This is a genomic window from Prosthecobacter sp., from assembly GCF_044378005.1.
GTDB lineage: Bacteria > Verrucomicrobiota > Verrucomicrobiia > Verrucomicrobiales > Verrucomicrobiaceae > Prosthecobacter.
Map to the genome: position 1 here is coordinate 1 of NZ_JBILYB010000003.1, position 23279 is coordinate 23279.

General features: G+C 60.2%; 18 protein-coding genes. 12 read left to right on the plus strand and 6 right to left on the minus strand.

Annotation, left to right across the window (positions count from 1 at the left end):
• Positions 1-249 precede the first annotated feature (249 nt).
• From AC6FTP_RS01050 to AC6FTP_RS01080, 7 genes are read left to right on the plus strand one after another with little or no spacing between them, the layout of a single operon-like run.
• A complete protein-coding gene (locus AC6FTP_RS01050; RefSeq protein ID WP_497205044.1) occupies positions 250-1749 on the plus strand; it encodes a N,N-dimethylformamidase beta subunit family domain-containing protein in 1500 nt (499 codons plus the stop codon).
• Entirely contained in the window at positions 1746-2675 is a 930-nt protein-coding gene (locus AC6FTP_RS01055; RefSeq protein ID WP_497205045.1) for an aminotransferase class IV, read from the plus strand. Before AC6FTP_RS01050 ends, AC6FTP_RS01055 begins: the two co-directional genes overlap by 4 nt.
• A complete protein-coding gene (locus tag AC6FTP_RS01060; protein ID WP_497205046.1) occupies positions 2672-4492 on the plus strand; it encodes a CocE/NonD family hydrolase in 1821 nt (606 codons plus the stop codon). Before AC6FTP_RS01055 ends, AC6FTP_RS01060 begins: the two co-directional genes overlap by 4 nt.
• Positions 4489-5436 carry a hypothetical protein gene (locus AC6FTP_RS01065; protein WP_497205047.1) on the plus strand — a complete coding sequence of 316 codons (948 nt, stop codon included), beginning with the start codon at positions 4489-4491 and terminating at the stop codon, positions 5434-5436. The genes AC6FTP_RS01060 and AC6FTP_RS01065 overlap by 4 nt, the downstream gene beginning before the upstream one ends.
• Complete coding sequence (locus AC6FTP_RS01070; RefSeq protein ID WP_497205048.1) at positions 5433-9059, plus strand: alpha/beta fold hydrolase; 3627 nt, start codon at positions 5433-5435, stop codon at positions 9057-9059. The genes AC6FTP_RS01065 and AC6FTP_RS01070 overlap by 4 nt, the downstream gene beginning before the upstream one ends.
• A gap of 12 nt (positions 9060-9071) precedes the next feature.
• Positions 9072-10571: a M81 family metallopeptidase gene (locus tag AC6FTP_RS01075; protein WP_497205049.1), complete on the plus strand. Its 1500-nt coding sequence runs from the start codon at positions 9072-9074 to the stop codon at positions 10569-10571.
• Positions 10568-11698, plus strand: a complete 1131-nt coding sequence (locus AC6FTP_RS01080; protein WP_497205050.1) for a mandelate racemase/muconate lactonizing enzyme family protein — start codon at positions 10568-10570, stop codon at positions 11696-11698. The genes AC6FTP_RS01075 and AC6FTP_RS01080 overlap by 4 nt, the downstream gene beginning before the upstream one ends.
• Before the next feature lie 64 nt (positions 11699-11762).
• On the opposite strand, the gene AC6FTP_RS01085 is transcribed toward AC6FTP_RS01080, so the two are convergent.
• Positions 11763-12902, minus strand: coding sequence for a sterol desaturase family protein (locus AC6FTP_RS01085; protein WP_497205051.1), 1140 nt, complete (start codon positions 12900-12902; stop codon positions 11763-11765).
• Positions 12903-13052: 150 nt separating this feature from the next.
• Here AC6FTP_RS01085 and AC6FTP_RS01090 point away from each other — a divergent pair, with 150 nt between their 5' ends.
• On the plus strand, positions 13053-13541 hold the full coding sequence (locus AC6FTP_RS01090; RefSeq protein ID WP_497205052.1) for a cyclic nucleotide-binding domain-containing protein: 489 nt from the start codon (positions 13053-13055) through the stop codon (positions 13539-13541).
• Here AC6FTP_RS01090 and AC6FTP_RS01095 read toward each other — a convergent pair.
• Positions 13509-14246: a metallophosphoesterase family protein gene (locus AC6FTP_RS01095; protein ID WP_497205053.1), complete on the minus strand. Its 738-nt coding sequence runs from the start codon at positions 14244-14246 to the stop codon at positions 13509-13511. The genes AC6FTP_RS01090 and AC6FTP_RS01095 overlap by 33 nt on opposite strands.
• Before the next feature lie 421 nt (positions 14247-14667).
• Positions 14668-16767: a coiled-coil domain-containing protein gene (locus tag AC6FTP_RS01100; protein WP_497205054.1), complete on the minus strand. Its 2100-nt coding sequence runs from the start codon at positions 16765-16767 to the stop codon at positions 14668-14670.
• Positions 16768-17003: 236 nt separating this feature from the next.
• On the opposite strand from AC6FTP_RS01100, the gene aroE reads away from it, so the two are divergent.
• From aroE to AC6FTP_RS01120, 4 genes are read left to right on the plus strand one after another with little or no spacing between them, the layout of a single operon-like run.
• On the plus strand, positions 17004-17918 hold the full coding sequence (aroE, locus tag AC6FTP_RS01105) for a shikimate dehydrogenase (protein WP_497205055.1): 915 nt from the start codon (positions 17004-17006) through the stop codon (positions 17916-17918).
• Positions 17919-17948: 30 nt separating this feature from the next.
• Positions 17949-18527 carry a hypothetical protein gene (locus AC6FTP_RS01110; RefSeq protein WP_497205056.1) on the plus strand — a complete coding sequence of 193 codons (579 nt, stop codon included), beginning with the start codon at positions 17949-17951 and terminating at the stop codon, positions 18525-18527.
• A 6-nt stretch (positions 18528-18533) separates the two neighbouring features.
• On the plus strand, positions 18534-19319 hold the full coding sequence (locus tag AC6FTP_RS01115; RefSeq protein WP_497205057.1) for an amidohydrolase family protein: 786 nt from the start codon (positions 18534-18536) through the stop codon (positions 19317-19319).
• Complete coding sequence (locus AC6FTP_RS01120) at positions 19316-20128, plus strand: amidohydrolase family protein (protein ID WP_497205058.1); 813 nt, start codon at positions 19316-19318, stop codon at positions 20126-20128. The genes AC6FTP_RS01115 and AC6FTP_RS01120 overlap by 4 nt, the downstream gene beginning before the upstream one ends.
• Positions 20129-20349: 221 nt before the next feature.
• On the opposite strand, the gene AC6FTP_RS01125 is transcribed toward AC6FTP_RS01120, so the two are convergent.
• Genes AC6FTP_RS01125 through neuB form a run of 3 tightly spaced genes read right to left on the minus strand, consistent with a single transcriptional unit; the run spans position 20350 to position 23173 of the window.
• A complete protein-coding gene (locus tag AC6FTP_RS01125) occupies positions 20350-20973 on the minus strand; it encodes an acetyltransferase (RefSeq protein WP_497205059.1) in 624 nt (207 codons plus the stop codon).
• Positions 20970-22133 carry a UDP-N-acetylglucosamine 2-epimerase gene (gene neuC, locus AC6FTP_RS01130; RefSeq protein WP_497205060.1) on the minus strand — a complete coding sequence of 388 codons (1164 nt, stop codon included), beginning with the start codon at positions 22131-22133 and terminating at the stop codon, positions 20970-20972. The genes AC6FTP_RS01125 and neuC overlap by 4 nt, the downstream gene beginning before the upstream one ends.
• Positions 22130-23173 (minus strand): N-acetylneuraminate synthase, encoded by a 1044-nt coding sequence (neuB, locus tag AC6FTP_RS01135; RefSeq protein WP_497205061.1) that lies wholly within the window; start codon positions 23171-23173, stop codon positions 22130-22132. The genes neuC and neuB overlap by 4 nt, the downstream gene beginning before the upstream one ends.
• Between the last annotated feature and the right edge of the window lie 106 nt (positions 23174-23279).

Genomic DNA, 23279 nt, shown 5'->3' on the forward strand with positions numbered 1-23279 from the left:
GAAGGCCAGTCAAACCTGTCGCCAATATCGGCATTTGCCATAGGTGGCCTATGATGTTTGGGAGACGTAAACAGCACAGGGAATTTGTGATTTCTTCGCCTCTGCTCGTCCCTCTGTCGAAGAAGAGAAGCCCGGTCAGCGTTGAATGAACAACCGAGTTTGCCCCCCGGCAATCGCACTTGGCCTGCTCCCAATGAAACCATCTCGACTCCTCGAGTTCGCATCTTTGCGGATACATCTTCACACTCCATGAATCGCCGACAGTTTCTCCAAACAAGCGCTGGTGCGGTCGGTGTTTCATCGAGTGTGATCGCAGCACCTGCGCAGTCTGATTTGATCCAGCGTGAGAATGCAAAGCCTGGCACTCGCGACTGGATGCTGGCCAAGACCGGTGTTGATCCGAAGACGAAGTATCGCTGCCCGTGGATCGAAGGTTATTGCTCGTGCACGAGCGTGCGAGCCGGTGAGAAGATCAGCTTTCACGTCAGCACGAATCCACCTTCGCCGTTCACCATCGATATCTACCGCAGCGGCTACTACGGCGGCGATGGTGGCAGGCACATGTTGAGTCTCGGTTCGTTCAAAGGCGTGACACGACCCGATCCACCCGTCGGTCCGAATCGCGTGCGCGAGTGCCAGTGGGAGCCGTGCACGGAACTGACGATCCCCGATGACTGGGTGAGCGGTGTCTATGTGGGCAAGCTCACGGCGGAGCGTGAGGGCTGGCAGAGCTACGTCATCTTCATCGTGCGCGATGATCGCCGCGCCGACTTTCTTTTCCAATGCTCCGACACGACCTGGCAGGCCTATAACCGCTGGCCGGACCAGTTCGCGCTCTACGACGACGGCAAGGACAAGTGGTATTGCGGCCCTGGCGTGGATGTGAGCTTCGACCGGCCCTACGGCAAGTATTGCCAGATCCTTGATGCGCCGCTGTCCACTGGCTCGGGCTCGTGGTTTCTGTGGGAGTTTCCGTTCGCCTACTGGATGGAGCAGCACGGTTATGACGTGAGTTACATCTCGAACCTCGATACACACGCCGATGCGAAGAGCTTGCTGCGAGCGAAGGGATTTCTCAGCATCGGACACGACGAATACTACTCGATCGAGATGTATGACCAGCTCAAAGCGGCCGTCGCTGCGGGAGTTAACGTCTGCTTCTTTTCCGGCGACACCTGCTGGGGCCGCATCGATCCGAGACCATCATCGAGTGGCGTGCCGAACCGCATCTTCAGTCGCATCGACGCCTTTGGCCCGCGTCTTCCCGGCGGTGACTGGGCAGGTGGGGACAAGTTTCCATATCAAACACCGAGCGAGTCCGAACTCATCGGCGCACGCAACGCGCCGCCTGTCACTGGCGGCGGCCCGTGGGTTTGCTCGATGCCGGATCATTGGATCTTCGCGGGCACTGGTATGAAAAAAGGCGATGGCATTCCCGGCTTGGTTGGTTGGGAGTGGATGGGCATGCCCGCAGATATTCCCGGTCTCGAAGTCGTCTCCACCGGCAAGACTCGCAACGGCACCAAAGGCCCAAAGGGCGAGGGTGTTTACACGGCGACGATTTATCCCGGTCCGAAAAAGAACATCGTCTTCAACGCCGCCACATGCTGGTGGGGCGACGGTTTGTCCGCACCTCCCGGCTATGTGCGGCCCAAGGTTTACACCGAACCCAAAGGCGTGGACCCGCGCGCGCAACGCATCACGTCGAACATCCTCGATCGCATCAAACAAAGCTCTCACGTCTCATGAGCGAACCCATCGTCTATTTGAACAGCGGTTTCCTGCCTGCCTCGCAGGCGAAGCTGAACATCTACGATCTCGGCATCGTGCTCGGCGCGACGCTCACGGAGATGACGCGCACGTTTCGGCATCAGCCATATCGCGTCGAAGATCATGTCGCGCGGCTGTATCGCTCGCTGAAGTATTCCGGCATCGCAGTGCCGTTATCGCAGGAGGAGATGCTGGCGCGAACGAACGAGTTGGCCGAAGCCAACTGCAAGCTGCTGCGACCAGACGAGGACATCGGGATCGTGCATTTCGTCACGCCTGGCGAAAACGCGCTCTATGCCGGCAGCGCTGGAGCTGCCGGGCCGATGTCGCCGACGATTTGCATTCACTCGTTTCCGCTGCGCTTCAGCATGTGGCGGCATTTGTTCATCGAAGGCGCGCATGTCGTCACGCCGTCGATCCGCCACATTCCGCCGCAATGCATCGAGCCGAAGATGAAGAACCGCAGCCGCCTGCACTGGTTCCTCGCCGACAAGCAATCGCACGCCGTGGATCCGCGTGCGACCACGCTGCTGCTCGATCTCGATGGCAACGTCACCGAATGCGCCGGCTCTAACTTCGTCATCATCAAAGGCCGCACCATCATCACGCCAACCACACGCAACATCCTCTGGGGTATCAGCCTGCAAACCGTGAAGGAAATCGCGCCGAACCTCGGCATGGAGTTCGTCGAAAAGGATTTCCAGCCTTACGATGTGATCAACGCCGACGAAGCCTGGCTCACCACCACACCCTACTGCCTGGCCCCCTGCACCAAGATCAACAACATCCCCATCGGCGATGGCAAACCCGGCCCATGGTTCAAAGCGATGCAGCAAGCGTGGAGCCAGCGCGTCGGCCTGGACATCGAAGCGCAGGTTATGCAACCGGACCAATGTAGCCCATGAAACCGATCCTCCGCATCTTCACAGCTCTGCTGCTGGCTTCGCTGGCCGCTCTTCAAGCAGAAGCACCCGATCCCGGCCAATACTCCGCCGAGCAGTACGAAGTCAAAGCGACGCGCGGCAACAAAGCTACCGTGCGCGACGGCGTGCGGCTTTCCGTGGATGTGTTTCAGCCGAAAGCCGACGGGCGGTTCCCAGCGATCCTGATCATTACGCCTTACGGCAACAATCCGGGTTATCAAAAGCGCGGCACCTGGTTCGCGCAGCGGGGCTATGTGGTGGCCGTGGCGGACTCACGTGGTCGCTTTGATTCGGAGGGCGATTGGGATCCCTTCGATCCGAAGCACAAGACGGATGGCTACGACCTCGTCGAGTGGCTCGCCAAACAGCCATGGTGCGATGGCAAGGTTGGCATGATGGGCCTGTCCTACATGGGATGGACGCAATGGTGGACCGCCACGCAAGCGCCGCCGTCGCTGAAGTGCATCGTGCCCGAGGTTGCGCCGCCGGATGCTATGTTCAATGCGCCTTATCAGAACGGCGTACTGGTGTCATGGATGGTTGATTGTGGCGGAGCCAATGCGGGGCGCGTCGGCCAGACGATGGGGCCGGGGCCGTATGGTGGATTTGCGTCGGAGGAACGGCGGCTCGCGGATTACATGCAGTTGCCGTATTTGAAGCTCAATGAGCTGCGCGGCGCGCTCGATGCGCCTTGGTTCGAGAAGTGGATTCGCGGCAACACCTCCTCCGATCCGTATTGGCAGGGCATCGCTTATCAGAAGCCAGAAGAGTATGCGAAGGTGGCGGTGCCATCGCTTGCGGCCACGGGCTGGTTTGATGCCGACTTCCCCGGTGCGCCGATGAACTACCTCGCGATGAAGCAGCATGGCACCACCGATGCTGCGAGGCATCCGCGCATGGTGATAGGACCTTGGCAGCACATCATCAACACCAGCCGCAAGCTCGGTGCCTTCGACTATGGCGACAAGGCGATCATCGACTGGGATGGCTATGTCTGCCGATGGTTCGACCATTGGCTGAAAGGCATCGACAACGGCGTGGTGAACGACGCGCCCGTTCATGTGTTCGTCATGGGACGCAACGAATGGCGCGCCGAGCAGGACTGGCCGCTGCCGCAGACGCGCTGGACGAAGTTTTACTTCGACAGCAAGGGGCGCGCGAACTCCCTCAACGGTGACGGTGTGCTGAGCACCACGCCGCCCACTGGATCGGATCAGGACTCGTATGTCTATGATCCTGCCAAACCGACTCGCTCGCCCTTCACCGGCGGACATCTCGAAGATGGTGCCGCCGACACGCGCAAATCGTCGAGTGGCGATGACGTGCTTGTCTATACAACTCCGCCGCTGGAAGACGAGGTGGAAGTCACCGGCCCCATCACCGCGAAACTCTACGCCGCCAGCTCCGCCCGTGACACCGATTGGATGGTCCGCCTCATCGACGTGCAGCCTGATGGCTTCTCAGCGATGCTCTGCGAAGGCGTGATGCGTGCGCGCCATCGCGATCCCGATCGCAATGGGGCCTTCAATCCTGCCAAACACAGCGTGATCGAGCCTAACGCAGTGCTCGAATACACCATCGACTTCTGGCGGGCGACCGGCAATGTCTTCCTCAAAGGCCATCGCATCCGCGTCGAGATCTCCAGCAGCTATTTCCCCTACTACCTGCGCAACCTCAACACCGGCGCGGACAACATCGGACTCGAAACAACGAGCGTCGTCGCCACGCAAACGATCATGCACACGACGGGGCAGGCGTCTCATATTGTGCTGCCAGTCATTCCACGAACACAACGATGAAAACCCGCCGCGATTTTCTACACACCGCGACCGCCGTCGCATTAACCGCGCCCGCCCGTGCTGAGTCCAAGGCCTCGCTCACCATGCTCCAGGCAGGCGATCTGACTGCCGTCATCGGCGACAACTCCGCACAGGGCGAGCATCGCGCGGGCTACAACGGCGTGTGGAGCCTCCAGCACGCCAAAGGCACGCGCAGCCTCTTCGTGCCGGCCGTCGCGGGCTTGAACCTTGAGCACATCGTCACCGGCGAGCATCTGGAGGACTCGAAAACCTTCTTCGAGCCGCGCAACTCGCCCATGCACCTCACACGCCTCAGCGACACCGAGGCGGAACTCCATCAGCCGCCGACGCCGACGTTTCACGTCGAAAGCTGGACGCGCTTCCGGCTCGTCGCGCCGCATTATCTCGACATGGACTTCCGCTGCCGCGCCCATCGCGATGTCTTCCCGCGCGGTTACCTCTCGCTGTTCTGGGCCAGCTACATGAACGCCCCTGCCGACAAGAGCATGTATTTCCTCGGCGGCCTCGACACGCAGAAGGACATGTGGACGCAGTTTTGCACCCAGTGGCACAACGACCAGAGCACCGTGCGCCATCGCGATGACCAGTTCGAGATGACCTTCCCCGACGGCGGACGCGACACGCTCTTCAAGAGCCTCTCGCGCTTCCGCTTCGACCAACCGTTCTTCTACGGCCACTTCGACGACCTCACCTGGATCGTCATGTTCGACCGCACCGAAGGCATCCGCCTCACGCACTCACCCAGCGGCGGCGGAGCCAACGCAGCGCTGAAATCCACGAACCCCGCCTGGGATTTCCAGTTCCTCATTCAGAAGCCCGAACTGATGAAGGACTACGGCTTCAAAGTGCGCACCGCGTTGCGTCCGCGCTGCTCGCGCGAAGAGGTGCTCGCGGAGTTTGCCAAATGGAAGGAGGCCCAATGATCTGCAAACATGCCATCGTCTTTTTGTGGTTCGCAGTCGCGGCCACTGCGACCACCCTGCGTGTGCCGGAGGATTTCAAAACCATCCAAAGTGCCATCGACACTGCCAAGGTTGACGACACGGTGCTCGTCGCCGCAGGAACATATCGCGAGCCTTTGAAGCTCAAGCCGGGCGTGACGTTGAAGAGCGGCGGGATCGACGACAAAGGCAAGCTCGGCCTCAAACGCGCTGAAGCAACGATCCTCGAAGGTGGTGTCGAAATGGCCGAAAAATCCGTGCTGGACGGCTTCACCGTCACCGGCCTCGGCCAATATGACGGGAAGCTCTGGCAGCATCATTTTGACACGCAGGGAAACGAGCAGGAGCACGAGCCCATCGGCGCAGCAGGCACTCCGGGCATCGCTGTGGCGGTCGTTTGCGAGGTGCGGCACAACATCGTGCATCACATCGGCTACACCGGCATCGCCATCACCGCTGGATCGCCGCGCGTGATCGGCAACGTCTGCTATCGCAACATGGGCGGCGGCATCGGCTCCATGAGCGGCTCCACGGCCATCATCGAGAAGAACCTCTGCTTTGAAAACTTCTACGCCGGCATCGGCTGTGATGGCGCCAGCCCGCTCATCCAAGACAACGAATGCCACACGAACATCCGCGCCGGCATCGGCATCAGTGAAGGCTCCGCACCCCAAGTCCTGCGCAACCACTGCCACGACAACATCCGCGCTGGCATCGGCCTGCGGGACAAGGCGAAGGCCCGCATCGAGAACAACCGGCTCCTCGGGAACAAGCTCGTCGCCATCGGCGTCGCCATCGGCTCTGAAGCGGTCATTCACTCGAATGAACTCACACGCGAAGGCGGTGTGCCGCCAATGATCGCCGTGTTGGAAGATTCAAAGGCCGTCATCACAGGAAACACGATTCGCGGTGGTGGCGTGGCCGCCATCGTCGTCAAAGGCAGCGCCGACATCTCGCGCAATCATTTCGTCACCCCCGGTCCGAAGAAGCCCATCCTCGGATTCAAAAGCGCGACTGTCTCCGAGTCCGAAAACATGCTTCTCACTGACGTGGCCTTTCGATCCAACCTCGACGGCACCGAGCAGCGCTATGTGGAGCTTGTCCCAAGTGATGCGGCTTCCCAAACAGGGCGCGATGCCGTCATCGCACTGCACGGACATGGATCAGACCGCTGGCAGTTCATCAATCAGACGCGCGGTGAATGCAAAGGCCTGCGTGATGTCGCCGCGAAGCACGGTTTGATCTTCATCTCACCCGACTACCGAGCCAAGACCTCGTGGATGGGACCGAAGGCCGAGGCGGATGTCGTGCAGATCATCGCGGAACTGAAACGGCGTCATCAAATTGGCCGCGTCTTCATCGCAGGCGGCTCCATGGGCGGCACATCGGCCCTGATCTTCGCAGCGCTGCATCCCGAACTCATCGCGGGTGTGTGCAGTTTGAACGGTACCGCGAACATGATCGAGTATGAGAAGTTTCAAGACGCGATCATCGCCTCCTATGGCGGCACGAAGGACCAAGTGCCGGACGAATACAAGAAGCGCAGCGCCGAGCTATGGCCGGATCGTTTCGTGATGCCTGTGGCGGTCACGACCGGTGGCAAGGATGACGTGGTGCCACCGCAAAGCGTGATGCGTCTCGTAGAAAAGCTCCAGCAGGCCAAGCGCAAGGTGCTGAGCATTCATCGCGAGGCAGGCGGTCATTCCACCAACTACGAGGACACCTGCGTTGCGATGGAGTTCATGCTGCGCGAGGCGGTCAGCACCAGTGTCTTGCACGAGTCGGCGAAAACACTGAAGGCACAGCTCGCGAAGCTCAAAACTGCTCACGCCGATCTGCTGGCCGATGCCGAGGTGTTTCAAAAAGGCAGCGAATGGGCGCTGCGCTACGAATCCGCGTTCACCGCCAAAGACGTTGCTACGATTGAAAAGGCGCTCGATCGAGGCACCGAGCGCGCCGCGGCTCTGACGGCAAATCAATCGCCATGGACCACGAAGAAAGGCAAAGTTGTGCGCGGCTTTGTCTCGGCCGTCGATGGTTCCACGCAACCCTACGGCGTCATCATCCCAAAGAATTACGATGCCACGAAACCCATTCGGCTTGATGTCGTGCTGCACGGCAGCTCGAAACCCGTGGGCATGAGCGAGCTGAAGTTCATGAATCGCTTCGATGAAGGTGATGCCGACAAACCTGGCCCTGAGGCTGATTACATCGAGCTGCATCCGCTCGGCCGTGTGGAGAACTGCTACCGATGGGCGGGCGAGACGGATGTGTTCGAGGCCATTGAAGCCGTGTGCCGCAACTACAAGATCGACCGCGACCGCATCGTGTTGCGCGGCATGTCGATGGGTGCGTCGGGCACCTGGCATCTGGGCTTGAAGCACCCGGACCGCTTCGCCGCCATCGGGCCGTATTGCGGCTACGTCGATACGCACCGCTTCTCCGAGACGCCGATCCCTGGCTTCATCAAGGTTGGTCCACTGCCACCGCATCAGGAGATCGGCCTGCACATGCTCGACTCCGTTGACTACGCCGCGAACGCAGGCGTCGTGCCCGCCATCGCAGCCATTGGCGACAAGGATACATTCTTCCAGGCGCACGTCATCATGGGAGAAGCCTTCGCCAAAGAAGACATTCCGTTCACGAATCTCATCTCGCCTGGAACGGGTCACGTCATTGATCCCAAGACCCACGCCGAGCAAATGCGCCGCATCACAGAACACGTCGCCAAGGGCCTCAATCACGACCCGAAGCAGCTTCGCTTCGTCACCTGGACGCTCAAATACAACCGCTGCCACTGGCTCGAACTGCTAAGTCTCGGCAAGCACTACGAACGCGCCGAGTTCCGCGCCAGCGTGACCGATGACTGCATCGAAGTCAGCGAGGTGAGCAACATCATCCGCTTCGCCATTCATCGCCCGGTAGCCAAGATGCGCATCTCAGGTGTCGAGATCGAGTTACCGCCGCACAAAGCCGATGACGTGCTCGTTTTCACCAAATCCGGTGATTCATGGCAATGCGACGGCCCGCACAGCCAGATCACGCTCACTGGCAAACGCCCCGGTCTGCAAGGCCCGATTGATGACGCGTTCGCCACACCCTTCCTCTGCGTGCGTGGCACCGGCAAGCCTTGGAATGCCGAAGTGAATGCCTGGGCCGCCGCCAATCTGAAGGGCTTCGAATACGAATGGGCGCGCTACATGCGTAGCGTCCTGCCCGTGAAGAACGACACCGAAGTCACCGAGGCTGACCTGCGCGACAAGCACCTCATCCTCTTCGGCGATCCCGGCAGCAACTCATGGATCGCCAAAGCGCTGGCGAAGCTGCCGGTGACGTGGACGCGTGATGAAATCCGTCTTGGCGACCAAGCGCAACCAGCGAAGGACCACGCCCCTGCTTTCATCTGCGCCAGCCCACTCGCCAAAGATCGCTACATCGTCATCAACAGCGGCCACACCTTTCATGAGAAGGAGTTCGCCGCTTTCAACTACCTGCTTTTTCCACGTCTCGGCGACTGGGCGCTGATGAACATCAACGCCGATGAACCGGTGAGAGCCGGATATTTTGATGAATCGTGGGTGAAGGCTGGCGTTGTCGCACCGTAGAAAGAGACGCCCATGCCCCGAATCCTCATCGCCGAATGCAAACAGGAAGTCTCCACCTTCAATCCGGTCCTTAGCGGATACGAGGACTTCACACTCCGTCATGGTCAGTCGATTCTCGACTACCATCGACAGGTGCGCAGTGAGGTGGGCGGGGCGTTGAGCGTGTTTGATGCGACGCCGGGCGTGGAACTCGTGCCGACGTGCAGCGCGCATTTCATCACCTCGGGCGGCACTCTGGCGGATGCGGCGTTTGAGAGACTGGCGGACGAACTGCTCTCCAGCATCAAGACGGCGCCGGAGGTGGATGGCGTTTATTTTTCGCTGCATGGCGCGATGGCGACACAGAGCGAGGGTGACCCGGAAGGATGGCTGCTGGAGCAAACGCGGAAGATTGTCGGCGAGGAGGTGCCCATCGTGATCTCGCTCGATCTGCATGGCATCCTCACGGACCGGATGCTGGATCAGAGCGATGCCGCCGTGGCGTTTCACACCTATCCGCATGTCGATTTCTTCGGCACTGGAGAGCGTGCGGCGAGACTGCTGCTGCGCATCGTCGCTGGTGAAGTGAACCCGGTCACGGCGAAGGTGACGGCGCCTGCGCTGGTGCGTGGCGATGAGTTGATCACGGCGTCGGGCTCCATTTGTCACGCGGTGGATGCTGCGAAGGCTGTCGAGCAAAGCCCCGGCGGGCTGTCAGCGGCGATGATGTGGGGCAATCCCTTCACCGATGTGCCTGCTCTTGCGTCGAACAGTTTTGTCGTCACCGACAACGATCCGGCTCTCGCGGAACGCGAAGCGCTACGCATCGCGAATCTGTTCTGGGAGCATCATGAAAAGATGCAGGTGCCGCTCGCCAGTCTTGCTGAATCGGCGCGGCTGACGAAGGGAAATCCATCCGGCACGGTCGCGCTTGTGGATGCGGCAGACGCCACGAGTTCCGGCGCTTCCGGCGACAGCAATGCGATCCTTCGCGCTCTCATCGAAGCGGGCTACGAAGGCACGGCATTGATCCCCATTGTTGATCCTGGCGCATTGGAGGCCGCCTTCGCGTCCGGCGTTGGCAACGCCGTCAAAACAACGGTCGGAGGCGCTCTTGATGCCGCTCGGTTCACGCCGCTGCCGATTGAGGGACGAGTGCGGATGTTGTCGGACGGCTGGTTTCACAGCGAGACGACACGCGAGTTGTGGCAAGCCGGACCTACGGCGGTGATTCAGGTCGGCAACATCACGCTGATCGTCACAAGCCGCGCGGTGAGCCTCTATGATCGTGCGCTGTTCCTGGCGCATGGCTGCGATCCCAAGCATTTCGGGGCCGTCGTGGTGAAGTCGCCGCACTGCGAGCCGCACATGTTCAAGGAGTGGGCCGCGCTTTACATCGATGTGGATGCACCCGGTTCCACCAGTGCCAATCTCCGCAGCCTCGGCCACTCCAAGTGTGCCCGCCCCATGTTTCCACTCGATGCAAACGTGATCTTCCAACCTCAAGCCAAGCTATTCCAACGACACCCATGAAAATCCGAGAAATCCGCTGCGCAGGTTTGCGCGGAGCCACACCTGAAGGTGGCTGGAGCAACGAACTCCGTCCCGAAGATTGCGTCCACACGCTCATCGCCGTCCACACCGATGAAGGAGCCGTCGGGCTCGGCAGTGTGTTCACCAATGACGCGCTCGTTCGCGCTTCGCTGGCCGTGCTGGAACCGCTGTATCGCGGCGAGAACGCCCTCGAACCCGAGCGCGTGAGCGAAAAGCTGCATCAGAACATGTTCTGGCTAGGGCGCGGTGGTTCCATCACGCATGCGATCAGCGGCATCGACATTGCTCTGTGGGATCTGCTCGGCAAGGCCACAGGGCAGCCCGTTGGACGTCTGCTTGGCGGTCGGTATCGCGAACGCGTGCAGCCTTACGCGTCGTTGCTCATGGATGAGCCAGCGAAGCTGCGCGACCACTTGCTCGCGGTGAAGGCGCAGGGTTTCCGCGCCTTCAAAATCGGCTGGGGGCCGTTTGGGCGACGCAACGCGGCTACGGATGAAGCCATCGTCAAAGCAGCGCGCGAAACCATCGGCCCAGAGAATAAGTTGATGGTCGATGCCGGCGGCAGTGACGCGCATTGGACCAACGGCTACAAGTGGGCGCTCAACACCGCGAAGATGCTCGCCGATTACGACGTGCATTGGTTTGAAGAAGCACTCACGCCCGACTCACTCGAAGACTTCGCCAAGCTCCGCGAGCATTCGCCCGTGCCGATCAGCGGCGGCGAGGTGCTTACGCGCCGCCAGGCCTTCCAGCCCTTCCTCGAAGCGCGTGCTTTTGATATCATTCAACCCGACGTCACCAAAGTCGGCGGCATCAGCGAAGAGCGTCGCATCGCCTGGATGGCGCAGGAGCACGGTGTGCAGTTCATCCCGCACGGCTGGAACACGGCAGTCGGTCTCGCCGCCGACCTGCACCTCGCCTCCGCCTTCCCCGGCACCGATCTGGTCGAGTACCTCACAGGCTCGCCCTTCATCGACGAAATCACCGTCGGCGGATGGAAGCTCGATGCGGACGGTATGTTGGCGATTCCCACGACGCCCGGCCTTGGCCTCGAACTCGATCCAGATGCGGTGAGGAAATACACAGGCGGGGAGAAGCTGCTGTAGAGTGCCTACCCTCCAAACATAGGCCTATCATACCACTGCACCGACGCATGGAGATCAAACAAGCTTAGCGTTTGAATGGATGCAGAAACTGCTGCCAGTATCCCTTCGGCATCGGACCTTTGATTCCATAACCTTCCGGCCAGCGACCATCTTCGGGCATGTGATAGGTACCGAAGAGACGATCCAGCAACGGGAAATGGATGGCGAAGTTCACGTCGATGGCCTCCTTTTCGATGCCGTGATGCCAATGATGGAATCTCGGCGTGACGAGCACCTTTTCCACCAGACCAAAGCGCAGGCCAAGGTTCGAATGCACAAAGGTCGCGTAGAGATAGACCACGAGGACGTAGGCTCCGACGGAAGCCTGACTGAATCCAAGCATGATGGTCGGGATCACGGTGGTGCCGCGCAGGATCAGGATTTCCAGGAAGTGCATCCGCGCTCCGGCGATCCAGTCCATGTTTTGTGCCGAATGATGTACGGCATGAAAGCGCCACAGGGCTGGAATACGATGGAAGAGACGATGCACCCAATACTGCATCACATCCGTGATGAACATGATGGCGATGAACTGCACGACGAAGGGCAGCGCAGCGACCCAGGCGCGAAACTCTGACCATGAGGTGATGGCAAGCAACGTGTTCGCCGGAATGAAGGACAGCCAGGTGAGGAGCTGTACCATCATGCTGCTGACAAAGTAATAGAAAAGATCCTCCCGCCATTCATAGCGGAAGATCCCCTGTTCGGGATGGCGAGGGAAAAGGGTCTCGATGGGAATGAAGACCAGCCCGGTCAGCAGCAAGCGGAGCACAAAAAAATCGAAACCGAAGTACATTGGCGTGGCATCGGCCACCAGCGGAGCAGCCGAACTGCCGCCCAGAGTCAGCGCAGCGAGAGTCGCTGCCATGCCCGCCATGCCGAGAACTTTGCTCTCACGCAGCACGAGACTCAGCATGGAAAAGAGGAAGGCGGCGATGATCACCGCGAAGAGCGCGGGGCGATACCATCCCGTGGCGTAAGCCTTGCTCATTTCGGCAGTGGTAAAGACGCCGGGAAACCAGATCATGATCACCCCTCCAACGGCCGCGAGGCCGAGCATCATGCCCAGCACACCACTGATCCATCCACTGCCAAACTTTCTCAAGGTCGGCGGAGCTTCGAGTTCACGGCGTACTTTCAGGCGGGTTTCGTGGAGTAATTTCATGCGCAGCAAGTTTCGGAAAGACCACTGGCTCTGACAAGCCGGATTCACTCCACCGCATCCGACTTTCGGCGGATGTCCCCGGGGTGGCCTGAAGAGGCAGAAAAGGCCTTTTCATCTCATGGTAGATGTCGTTTGTTACCACATCTTCTCATGTCGATCCTCGCCACTCTCGAAAGTCACCCAGTCCAGCATTTCACGGAGGGTCAGTTGGTGCTTGAGCAAGGAGACTGCACAGGTCTTCTGTATATCCTGATCCAGGGCACGGTCGAAGTCGTGAAGGATGGGGTCAAGGTGGCCAAGGTGAATGAGCCTGGCTCGATTTTCGGTGATCTTGCGGCTCTGCTGGGCGTCCCTCACACGGCGGCGGTGCGTGCGGTGAATGGATCAAGCTTTCATGTCGTCACGGACCCGCGTGAATTCCTGGAGCAAAATCCCTCTGCAAGCCTGCATCTCTGCAAGCTCCTGGCCCGTCGTCTGGATGCAGTGAACAAATATCTCGTCGATGTGAAACAGCAGTTCGAAGGCCATGACCATCTGGCGATGGTGGATGGAATGCTCGATGCGCTGATGCACCGTCAGCCACGTGAACGAGTGGCTCCCAAAGCCTCAACTCTCCGTGACCCGGAGATCGCGGACTGAGTGCCCCTCCTGCGAGCTCCACTCGGCGGTCATCGCCTCAAGATCGAGAATGATCGTGGCGGGCTGTGAGCCGAGCTGGCGTCCAGGATTAAAAACCCAGGTGCGGCCGATGCGGTCGATCCATGATCCCTCCGCGTAGAATGGAGAGTTATGAATGTGCCCGCTCAAAACCATCGCAGGCTGGAAACGATCAATCCACAAACGCAGCGCTTCATCACCGATGAATTTGCGACCAGTCCAACTCGTGCGTGATCCTTCAGGCGGAGCATGGTGAATCCAGATCCAGTTCCTGCCATGAAGCTCCGCAGCCTCGCGCTCGAGCTGTGCCTCAAGTTCAGCGCGGGAGAGATCGCCGTCCCACCAGGGGCACACCGTGATCCGGATAGCACCGCCGAGATCAAAGCTGTCGCCATCCACATGAAGATGATCATCACGCGCCTCGCGCACCCATGCAGCAATGGATTCATCGGCTGCATTCCGCGAGTCCCCATCATGATTGCCAGAGCTGACCACAAGCGTGGTTTTCTGCCGCAGAAGGTCGAGGTACTTTTCCACAATCGCGATCTGCACATCAGCCTCAAGAGCTGAGGCGAGATCAAGCAGATCGCCACCGATGATAACGAGATCAAAGTCACCTGCCTGCGACAGCAACCAGTCGAACTGCTTGAGCGAATAATGGAGGTCGGCGGCAAACAGCAGGCGCATGGATATTAAGGATGTAGCGTCCGGGAATACTGTACGCCAGACAAAAGGGCGACGCTGAGGTTCGTTGACAGCATCTCACAAACGATTGTGATTCTCCCAAGCCATACAAGACAGCACGGGTGAGGTATCTACTTCATGCCCAGTTTGCGCAGCGTGCGCCGTGCCTGGCTCTCGCTGAGCTTGATGTCCGTGAGCGCCTCAATGCATGCAATGGCAGCCTTGGCACCAGCCACAGATGCCCCCGCAAACGAGCAGCTCAATCATTATCCCTGGTGCCGGCTTGGCTCAGTTCAGTTCGGGTCATAGGTTATACCCGCCTGACGATAACCAAACGCCCAACTTTTCGAGCAAACCTTTTCACAAATCTTGATGACGCGAGACATAACGCCCGCTTCACGTTTTGGCAAAGTCCGACAGGCTGCTAGGCGGGCGAACAGAGGCTATGGCGGAGTTCGTGGACCTGCTGAGCTAGGGTGGCGATGATCTCACGCTGGCGGCTTTCCTCCTTCTGACCGTTCTGAAGACGCGCGGTGAGCATTTCGAGCCTGGTTTCATTCAGGCGGATCTGCTCTTCGAGCTTTTTATTTTGCTCCTTCAGCGCGGGATCGACGGTGCGGTGGGTGCGGTTGCGCAGTTCCTGGCGCTCGCGCTCCTGACGGAGGAATTCGAGGCGGGCCTCCTCCCGCTGGATGGACTCGCGGACGCGCCCCTGGCGTAAGCCCATGGTGATGCTGTCCTGCGGAAGCTGCCCGTCTGCCTGAGATTCTGAGACAGCGGAGTGATCCATGCTCTGAGACGGTGCCTGGGCGCGGGCAATCGCGAGGTGACTGCGGGCACGGTTGGCACCGGCATTGGAAAGGAGGTAACGGAGTGTGGCCATGGCCATGTCGATGTCGTTGCGCGCATTGCGGGCTTCGAGGGAATCGGCGGGAGAACTGGCGAGGATGGCCTGGAACTGATCCATGTTGGTCTTCCAGTCTCGGAGGGGCAGGAGCTGTGCCTCAAGTTCGCTGAGCTCTTGCTCCACGGTGCTGATCTTTAGAGCAAGCTCCTGCTCACGCCCCGTGTGGGCGGTTTCTGCATCCAGGCTGAGCTGGCGGATCTCCTCATAACGGCAGCGGGATGCCTGCTCGGAGGAGGTGAGATCCTGCAGACTGGTGAGCAGTGCCTGCTGGCGAACTTCAAATTCGGCGATGGTGTGACGCATTTCAGCCTCGCTCTGCTGGAGGGCTTCGGTCTCGGATCGCTGTGCGGTGATGCGGTCGCTGCCTTCGGTGATGCACTGCCTGAGCTCGGCGAGCTCGACTCTGGCGCTCTCGATCTGCTGCTCGGTCTCGGTAAGCTTACGGCGGTCTTCGGCAAACTGGGTGAGAGTCTCGGCAAGTTTCTGGCTGACCTCGGCAAGCTGTGCCTGCGTCTCGGCGAGTGATTTGGACTCGGTAGCCTGGGACTGGCGCGTGGCATCGAGAAGTAGGGAGGTTTTCTCCAGAGCGGCAGTGGTGGCCCGGGACTGCAGCTCTGTCTGGGCCAACTGCTGACGCGTGACGGCGAGCTGGGACTCCAGCGCGGCCTTTTCCTGCTGGAGAGTCGTGTAGGTCTGCCGGGTGGCGGAGAGATCCTCCTGGCATTTGCAGAGCTGCTGCTGGGTGAGCGCAGACTCCTGGAGGCAGGATTCCCGCTCCTGGTGAAGTGAGGCGATGGCGGATACGAGATCGGCCTGCTCCTGCTGCGTGCGGCCCAGCAGGAGCGTGGCCTCGCGCAGCTCGACCTGAGTGGCAAAGAGCGAGTCGCAGGTGCTGGTGAGCTGCGTCTCGGTATCGCTCAGATTCTGGCTGGATCTGAAAAGCTGGGCGAGTGAGCCGAGTTGAGCTTCCTCAGTAGCCGCCAAGGCCAGCTTTTGCTCTTGGAGCATTGCTTCAAGACGCTGAAGCTCGTTCTGGCTGGCGGTGATCTGCTCGCAGAGCTGCTCAAGCTGCACGAGCCGCTGCTCTGCCACCGCCAGATTGCGTTTCTGGACTTCGGCATCGGCGGAGATCCTAGCCTGAGATTCCCTAGACTCTTGCAGCCTCGCCTCGGCGGTCTGGAGTGCGCCTTCGCGATCCCGGAGCTGTGACGTGGTCGCCTGCAGCTTCTGGTCCGTCTCCGTGAACTGCGTGCGTAGCGTCTCCAAACGTGCCGACTCGACTGCACAGCGCCCGCTGACCTGCTGGAAGGTGGAAAGAAGATGATCCTTTCTTGCGCCCAGATTCTCGACCTCGTGCAGGGACTCCGCCAGAAGGGCCTGGAGGCGGTGGACCTCTGCCGAGACATCATGGTAACGGCGGTTCATCTCTGCCAGCTCATTGGAGACACGGTCCCGATTCGCCGAAAGGGTGTTGAGGTTGATCAAGCGGCTCTCATGCAGGAGTTCCACGTCCTGCAATGCCGCCTTCATTTCTGCAAGCCTGCCCAATGGCATGTCCGCAGAGATCGGAACCTGGACGTGACGTCCATCTTCGAGCACGATGGCCAATTGAGTCATAGGAGCGAGCGGGTTTGGTAAGGATTCCTGAATTACCAAGTAAATCTAACAAAGTTCTTTAATCTGGCAATTCCTGAAAGTATAAAAATGCAGAAGCTTCTCAAGAGCGACAGCCCCCTTGCTGACCTGCACATCGAATTCGCAGAGTCTCCACGCGTGTGTGAGTTGACGCTCAGTATCCAGCCACTCTTAACTGTGAGCTTTTCTCCTGAGTTTCCCCATGCCATGTCTGACCTGTGTCCTCCCCCTTTTTCACCTTCGACCAACTGCACGACTTCCCTGCCCTGACTCCGCCTGCACGGCTGGCTGTCATCGGGGATCCGATCTCGCACTCCAAATCTCCGCAGATGCACAACCCGGCGCTGCAAGCCTGCGGCATCGACGCGCAGTATGTCCGCGTGCAGGTGCCCGCCGGTCAGGTCCAGGAGGCATTCGCGCTTTTCTCAAAGCAGGGCTTCCTCGGTGTAAACATCACCATCCCGCATAAGTTTGAGGCGCTCGATGCCGTGGATGTCGTCGATCCCCTGGCCCGCCAGCTCGGCGCGGTGAACACGGTGGCGATCCGCGAAGGACGGCTCTTTGGCTACAATACAGACGGCCCCGGCTTTCTGCGCAGTGTGAAGGAGGCTTTTGGCGTGGAGGTGAAGGATCTGCGTGTGCTCATCCTCGGCGCGGGTGGTGGTGCGGGGAGAGCGGTGGCGGTGCAGAATGTGCTCACTGGATGCCGCAGCCTCAGGCTGGCGAACCGCACGGAGTCAAAGCTAGAGCCCCTACTGGCTGAACTTCGGTCGCTCGCCACCAAGGCGGTGGACTTGAAAACCTGCACGCTGGAGCACGAGGACCTCGCTCGACGACTGTCCGAAGTCGATCTCATCGTGAACGCCACCTCGGTTGGCATGAAGGCGGAGGACGCGCCCTTGCTGCCTGCGGGCTCTTTAGAAAAGCACCACCTCGTCTATGACATGGTCTATCGCGCCAGCGGCCCGACGGATCTCATCCAGCAAGCCGCAGCCGCCGGAGCCAAACACGCCGACGGCATGTGCCTGCTGCTGCATCAGGGCGCGATTTCCTTTGAGCATTGGTTTGACCGCCCTGCTCCGCTGGAGGCGATGCGTGCTGGCTTGTTGGGCGCCGTGCAGCCATGTGCTTGACGAAAAGTGCCGCTCTGCTGAAATGCACCCATGCGCTCCTTGCTCCTGCTTTGCCTCGCCTGCTGTCTGCCGCTCTCCGCAGCGGAGATTCCTTTGGATGACTCCACCATCGTTGTCGGTGAGCGGGTTGGGCCGATTGAGAAAGGAATGACCCTGTTCGGGCTGAAGACGCTGTTTGGCGGTGGGAAGGTAAAACCCGTGAAGCTGCCAGGACCGGAGGGCACTGAACTGGATGGAGCGCAGTTGTTTGCTGGCACGGATCGCGAACTGGAGATCTTGTTTGATGAAGAAAGCCAGGAGAAGGAGATCATCGACGTGCGCATCATCGGCAAAGGCTGGAAATTCGCGAACGGGCTGAAGCTCGGGATGAACATCGCTGAAGTGGAGAAGGTAAACGGCAAGCCCTATGAGCTCTCCGGTTTTGACTGGGACTACGGCGGCTATGCAAACTTCAAGGGGGGGAAGCTGGAGGCCAAGGTTTCCGTGCGCTTCAGCCCGACGGGCGAGATCGATCAGAGCCTGAGCGGGGACAAGCAGATCCCCAGCACGAATAAAAAACTGCGCGCAGCGAAGGTGGCGGTGACGGAGATCTCGGTCTTCTTCCGTTAAGCTTCCATGCGCATCTGGGATCTACATTGTCATCTGAGCGGAGTGGCCGGGCTCACGCCAGAGGAGCGGCTGGGAAGCCTGATCCGCTATGCCGACCGCGTCGGGATCGAGCGGCTGTGCGTGTACATGGGCATGAAATGGGCGCAAGACCCGAGCCCGGATGATCTGGTGAAGCAGAACGACGATGTGCTGCGCGCGCTGGAGAAGCACAAAGATCGCGCCTTTGGATTCGTCTATCTGAGCGCGAAGCATGTGGAGCGCAGCCTCAGCGAGCTGGAGCGCTGCGTGGCCAATGGACCGATGGTGGGCGTGAAGCTCTGGGTGGCGCAGCGCTGCAATGATCCGGTGATCGATCCGATCATCGCCCGTGCAGCGGAATTGAAGGCCGTGATCTTCCAGCACACCTGGTTTAAAACGAACGGCAACTACGAAGGCGAATCCACCCCGGATGACATCGTGGCACTGGCAAAACGTTTCCCGAAGGTGCCGATCATCTGCGGTCACACGGGCGGCACCTGGGAGCTGGGCATCCGCGCGATCCGCGATCAAAAAAACCTCTTCGCCGACCTCGCCGGCAGTGACCCCACCTGGGGCATTACCGAGATGGCCGTGCGCGAGCTTGGCGCGGATCGCTTGATCTATGGCAGCGACAGCGGCGGGCGGAGTTTTGCCAGCCAGCTTGCAAAGATCCACGGCGCGCAGATCAGCGATGCGGACAAACAAAAAATCTTCTGCGACAACCTGCGCAGCCTGATGCTGCCCATCCTCAAAGCGAAAGGCATCCAGGCATGAACCGACGACACTTCATGGCACAGACGGCAGCACTCGCTGCGGCACCTCTCCTCGCGGCGGAAACCGCAGCGGGGTTGATCGACTGCAACATCCATCTTGGATCGCATCCGGTGCGGGTGCTTCCAGAGATCGACGCTGTCTTTCTGAGCAAACGCGGCATCGCCGAAGCCTGGGCGGGCTCTTTTGAAGCGCTGCTGCATCGCGACATGGCGGAGGTAAACACGCGGCTCGCGAGGCGCTGCGCGGCATCCCCCCAGATGCGTGCCGTGGGCAGTGTGAACCCGAGATTGCCAGCCTGGGAAGATGATCTGAAGCGCTGCGTGGAGCAGCACGGGATGAAGGTGATCCGCCTGTATCCGAATCATCATGGCTACACGCTGACGGACGAGGTTTTCATCACGCTGCTGGAAGCAGTGACGAAACAGAAGCTGCTCGTGCAGATCGTGGCGCAACTGGAGGATCAGCGGACGCAATCACCCGTGATGCAGTTGCCACCGGTGGATCTGAAACCGCTGAATGAAGTGATGAAGAAGCTGCCAGAGGCACGTGTGATGGTGCTGAATGCGAATGCCGCAATGATCATGACCGCGCTCCGGGGCTGCACGAATGTGTGGCTGGATATCGCGATGATTGAGGGAGTGGCAGGCGTGGAGAATGCACTGAAAATCTTGCCGCAAGACAAACTCTGCTTCGGGAGCCACGCACCGTTCTTTTACTGGGAGTCAGCAAGCCTGAAGATGCAGGAGTCTGTGCTCACGGACGAACAAACTTACGCGATACGCGCAGGGAATGCACGAGCGCTGGTGTGATCAGTTCACTGCTAATCCAGAGCTGTCTGCGGATCACAGACCAAGGATGTAAAGCCTGGCGTTTTGGCAACCACCGGTTGAGCCGTCGCGCACCGACGATTCCCATGGCCGTGGATCGAGGCAACCGAATCACCCCGGTTCGACAGCTCTCCTTCTGCGGCCATCAACGGAAGCTCAAAATCACTCCTCGTGATGAATCGCGGAATACGATGGCTACAGCCTCAATACGCTTCGGGGCGGGCGGGCACACCGAGGACCGTCTGCCCATCCAAGACATCACGCACCACCACCGCGCCAGCGGCGACGAGGGCGCCTGAGCCGATGCGAATGCCCTGACGGATCACGGCCCCTGCTCCGATGTGCGCGGCTTCGCCGACGGTGACATTGCCGCACAGCACGGCACCGGTGGCGATGTGGCAATGCGCGCCGATGATACAGTCATGCTCGACGATGGCGGCGGTATTCACGAGCACGTGCTCGCCTAGCTGGGCATTCGTGTGGATGACGGCTCTGGGCAGAATCTGGCAGCCCGCACCACACACGGCGGAGGGAGAGATGAAGGCGGTGGGATGGATGACAGCCTGCGGCTTCAATCCGGCCTGGATGGCAATTTGAAACAACTGAGCGCGACGCGCGCAACTCCGCGCAGAACCAACACCGATGACGAAGTGAGTGAAGCCTTGCGCGGCGAGTTGTGGCAGCTTTTCATCACTGCCGATGACGGGCACGCCTGCGATGTCGGGGACCGTTTGTACGGAATCGAGAATGGCATCAAAACGAGCGGGCAACTGCGCCTCGATGAGGACTCGCCCATGGCCTCCGGCTCCGATTAAAACGCATTTCATGGCTGATGAATGTCGTGGAAGTTTTTGCCGAGCAAGCGCACATCGAGCGGTGTGTTGGCGATGAGATGGAGAAGCTTTTCGGAGGCATGGCCGTCGCCAAAGAAGTACTCGTCACCAGCGGCCTGCGCTTTGAACTCGGGGCTGATGGCCTGACGAACCGCAGCGGCGATGGCGGCGGCATCAAACAGCGGCACGTCGATGACATTGCCCGCGCGGAGACGGCCTTTCTGGCGGTTGCCGATGTTCACGACGGGCAAGGCGAAGGAAGGAGCTTCGAGCAGGCCACTCGATGAGTTGCCAATCATGGCACTGACTTCACCGAGGATGGAGAAGTAGCCTTCGGGACCGAAGTTCTCCACCCACACGGCTTTCGTCGAGCTTTGGCAGAAGGCGACGATGCGCTCGCGGATGACGCTGCCCGCCATGTCGGCATTGGGCATGGTGAAGATGACGGGCAGATCGAGCGAACGAAGCGCTGCCATGAGTGCGTCGGTTTGCGGAGCGGTCTGCTCATACTCGCTCGTCGTGGGATGCAGGGTGACGAGCAGCGGCGGGGTGGAGAGATCGAGATGGAAGCGGCTTTCCAGCTCCGCGCGGCTGAGGCGAGGGATGGAAAGAATGTTATCCAAAGACAGCGCGCCGCAGCAGGTCACACGCCAGGGTTCCTCGCCAAGCTGGATGACACGCTGGCGATACACTTCCGTGGCGACGCCGTGGAGGTGGCTCATCTTCGTGAGGCCGTGGCGAAAGCGGTCATCCATTGCGCCTTCGGTCAATTCGCCGCCGTGGAGATGGAGGATGAGGATGTTGAATGGCACCGCGGCAAGGGCTGCGGCGAACATTTCAAAACGATCTCCAAGCACGACGAGGAGATCAGGTCGTGCCGTGGCGAAGTAGTGACCGAAGCCTGCGACACCGAGGCCGATGGCCGTGGCGACAGCTTCGGGTGTATCCTCGTTTTGCAGGACGGGGATGCGGGCAGTGACGGGGAAGCCATCTTTCTCAATGAGGCTGACGGTGGAGCCGTAGCGGGCCTCCAGATGCATCCCGGAGACGAGCACGCGAAGCTCCAGCCCAGAATGCGCGGCGATGCGCTGGAGCAGGGGCCGGTAGATGCTGTAATCCGACCGACCCACGCTGACCACGGCGACAGATCTCACGCGAGATCCTCCCATCGGATCATGGAACCTTCGGCGATGTCCACCAGCGCACGGCGTCCGGGGACTTCATGGTATTTCGCGGGTGGGATGCCGGTGCCAGGACGACGCAGGACGAGCATCGCCTCCGTGATCGTGGTGCCCGCAGAGATCGAAGTCTGCGCCACGACACTGCGGCGGACGATCTTGGCGACGGCGAGTTCGGCTTCGCTGGGTTGTTTCAAACCGCTGCCGAGCAGGACTTCGACACGACGAATGCTGCGCACCATTTCAGCGAGGTCGGCGGGCTCCAGCGAGGCTTTGTGGTCGGGGCCGGGCATCTCGCAGTCGAGCGTGAAATGCTTCTCGATGACCTTTGCCCCCGCAGCGACGGCGATGACGGAGGCCTCGATGCCCATCGTATGATCCGAGTAGCCAATGGGCACGCCAAGCGCGGCACGCATGGACTCCATGGCACGCAGGTTCACGGACTCCGGCGGCGCGGGATAGTTTGAGACGCAATGCAGCACGGTGATGTCGTCATTGCCCGCCGAGCGGATGGTTTCCACGGCTTCGGCGACTTCATCCAGCGTGCCCATGCCGGTGGAGACGATCATCGGTTTGCCATGACGGGCGATGTGGCGGAGCAGCGGCAGGTTGGTCAGCTCACCCGAGGGGATTTTAAAGATGGGCATCCCGAGTCCGGCGAGGAAGTCGGAGCTTTCCTCATCAAAGGCCGTGGACATGAACATGATGCCCAGCTCCTTGCAGTAGCGGTTCAGTTCGGCGAAGTCTTCGAGCGGAAGTTCGAGGCGCTTGAGCATGTCGAACTGACTTTCGGTGATGCCGGAGTTCTTCGCCTGATACTCGGCCTGCGGGGCATCGGCGGTGACGAGGTGCTTGGCCTGGAAGGTCTGGAACTTCACCGCATCTGCGCCGGACTTGGCTGCGGCTAAAACGAGCTGCTTCGCGAGCGCGAGGTCGCCATTATGGTTCACGCCGGCCTCCGCGATGATGAAGCAGGGACTGTCGGAGGTGATTGTGGGCGGAAGGGACTGGCTCATGCTCTGGAGGATAAGGTGGCTGCCTCCAGCGGGCCGTCTGGAAACGTGGGCGACTGTGCCCGGAATCCACCGGACGGCAACTGCGGCTGATGGCGAGACGGATTTC

Coding starts and splice junctions, on each gene's coding strand:
- AC6FTP_RS01050 (WP_497205044.1), top strand. CDS start 250: ATGAATCGCCGACAGTTTCTCCAAACAAGCGCTGGTGCGGTCGGTGTT.
- AC6FTP_RS01055 (WP_497205045.1), top strand. CDS start 1,746: ATGAGCGAACCCATCGTCTATTTGAACAGCGGTTTCCTGCCTGCCTCG.
- AC6FTP_RS01060 (WP_497205046.1), top strand. CDS start 2,672: ATGAAACCGATCCTCCGCATCTTCACAGCTCTGCTGCTGGCTTCGCTG.
- AC6FTP_RS01065 (WP_497205047.1), top strand. CDS start 4,489: ATGAAAACCCGCCGCGATTTTCTACACACCGCGACCGCCGTCGCATTA.
- AC6FTP_RS01070 (WP_497205048.1), top strand. CDS start 5,433: ATGATCTGCAAACATGCCATCGTCTTTTTGTGGTTCGCAGTCGCGGCC.
- AC6FTP_RS01075 (WP_497205049.1), top strand. CDS start 9,072: ATGCCCCGAATCCTCATCGCCGAATGCAAACAGGAAGTCTCCACCTTC.
- AC6FTP_RS01080 (WP_497205050.1), top strand. CDS start 10,568: ATGAAAATCCGAGAAATCCGCTGCGCAGGTTTGCGCGGAGCCACACCT.
- AC6FTP_RS01085 (WP_497205051.1), bottom strand. CDS start 12,902: ATGAAATTACTCCACGAAACCCGCCTGAAAGTACGCCGTGAACTCGAA.
- AC6FTP_RS01090 (WP_497205052.1), top strand. CDS start 13,053: ATGTCGATCCTCGCCACTCTCGAAAGTCACCCAGTCCAGCATTTCACG.
- AC6FTP_RS01095 (WP_497205053.1), bottom strand. CDS start 14,246: ATGCGCCTGCTGTTTGCCGCCGACCTCCATTATTCGCTCAAGCAGTTC.
- AC6FTP_RS01100 (WP_497205054.1), bottom strand. CDS start 16,767: ATGACTCAATTGGCCATCGTGCTCGAAGATGGACGTCACGTCCAGGTT.
- AC6FTP_RS01110 (WP_497205056.1), top strand. CDS start 17,949: ATGCGCTCCTTGCTCCTGCTTTGCCTCGCCTGCTGTCTGCCGCTCTCC.
- AC6FTP_RS01115 (WP_497205057.1), top strand. CDS start 18,534: ATGCGCATCTGGGATCTACATTGTCATCTGAGCGGAGTGGCCGGGCTC.
- AC6FTP_RS01120 (WP_497205058.1), top strand. CDS start 19,316: ATGAACCGACGACACTTCATGGCACAGACGGCAGCACTCGCTGCGGCA.
- AC6FTP_RS01125 (WP_497205059.1), bottom strand. CDS start 20,973: ATGAAATGCGTTTTAATCGGAGCCGGAGGCCATGGGCGAGTCCTCATC.
- neuB (WP_497205061.1), bottom strand. CDS start 23,173: ATGAGCCAGTCCCTTCCGCCCACAATCACCTCCGACAGTCCCTGCTTC.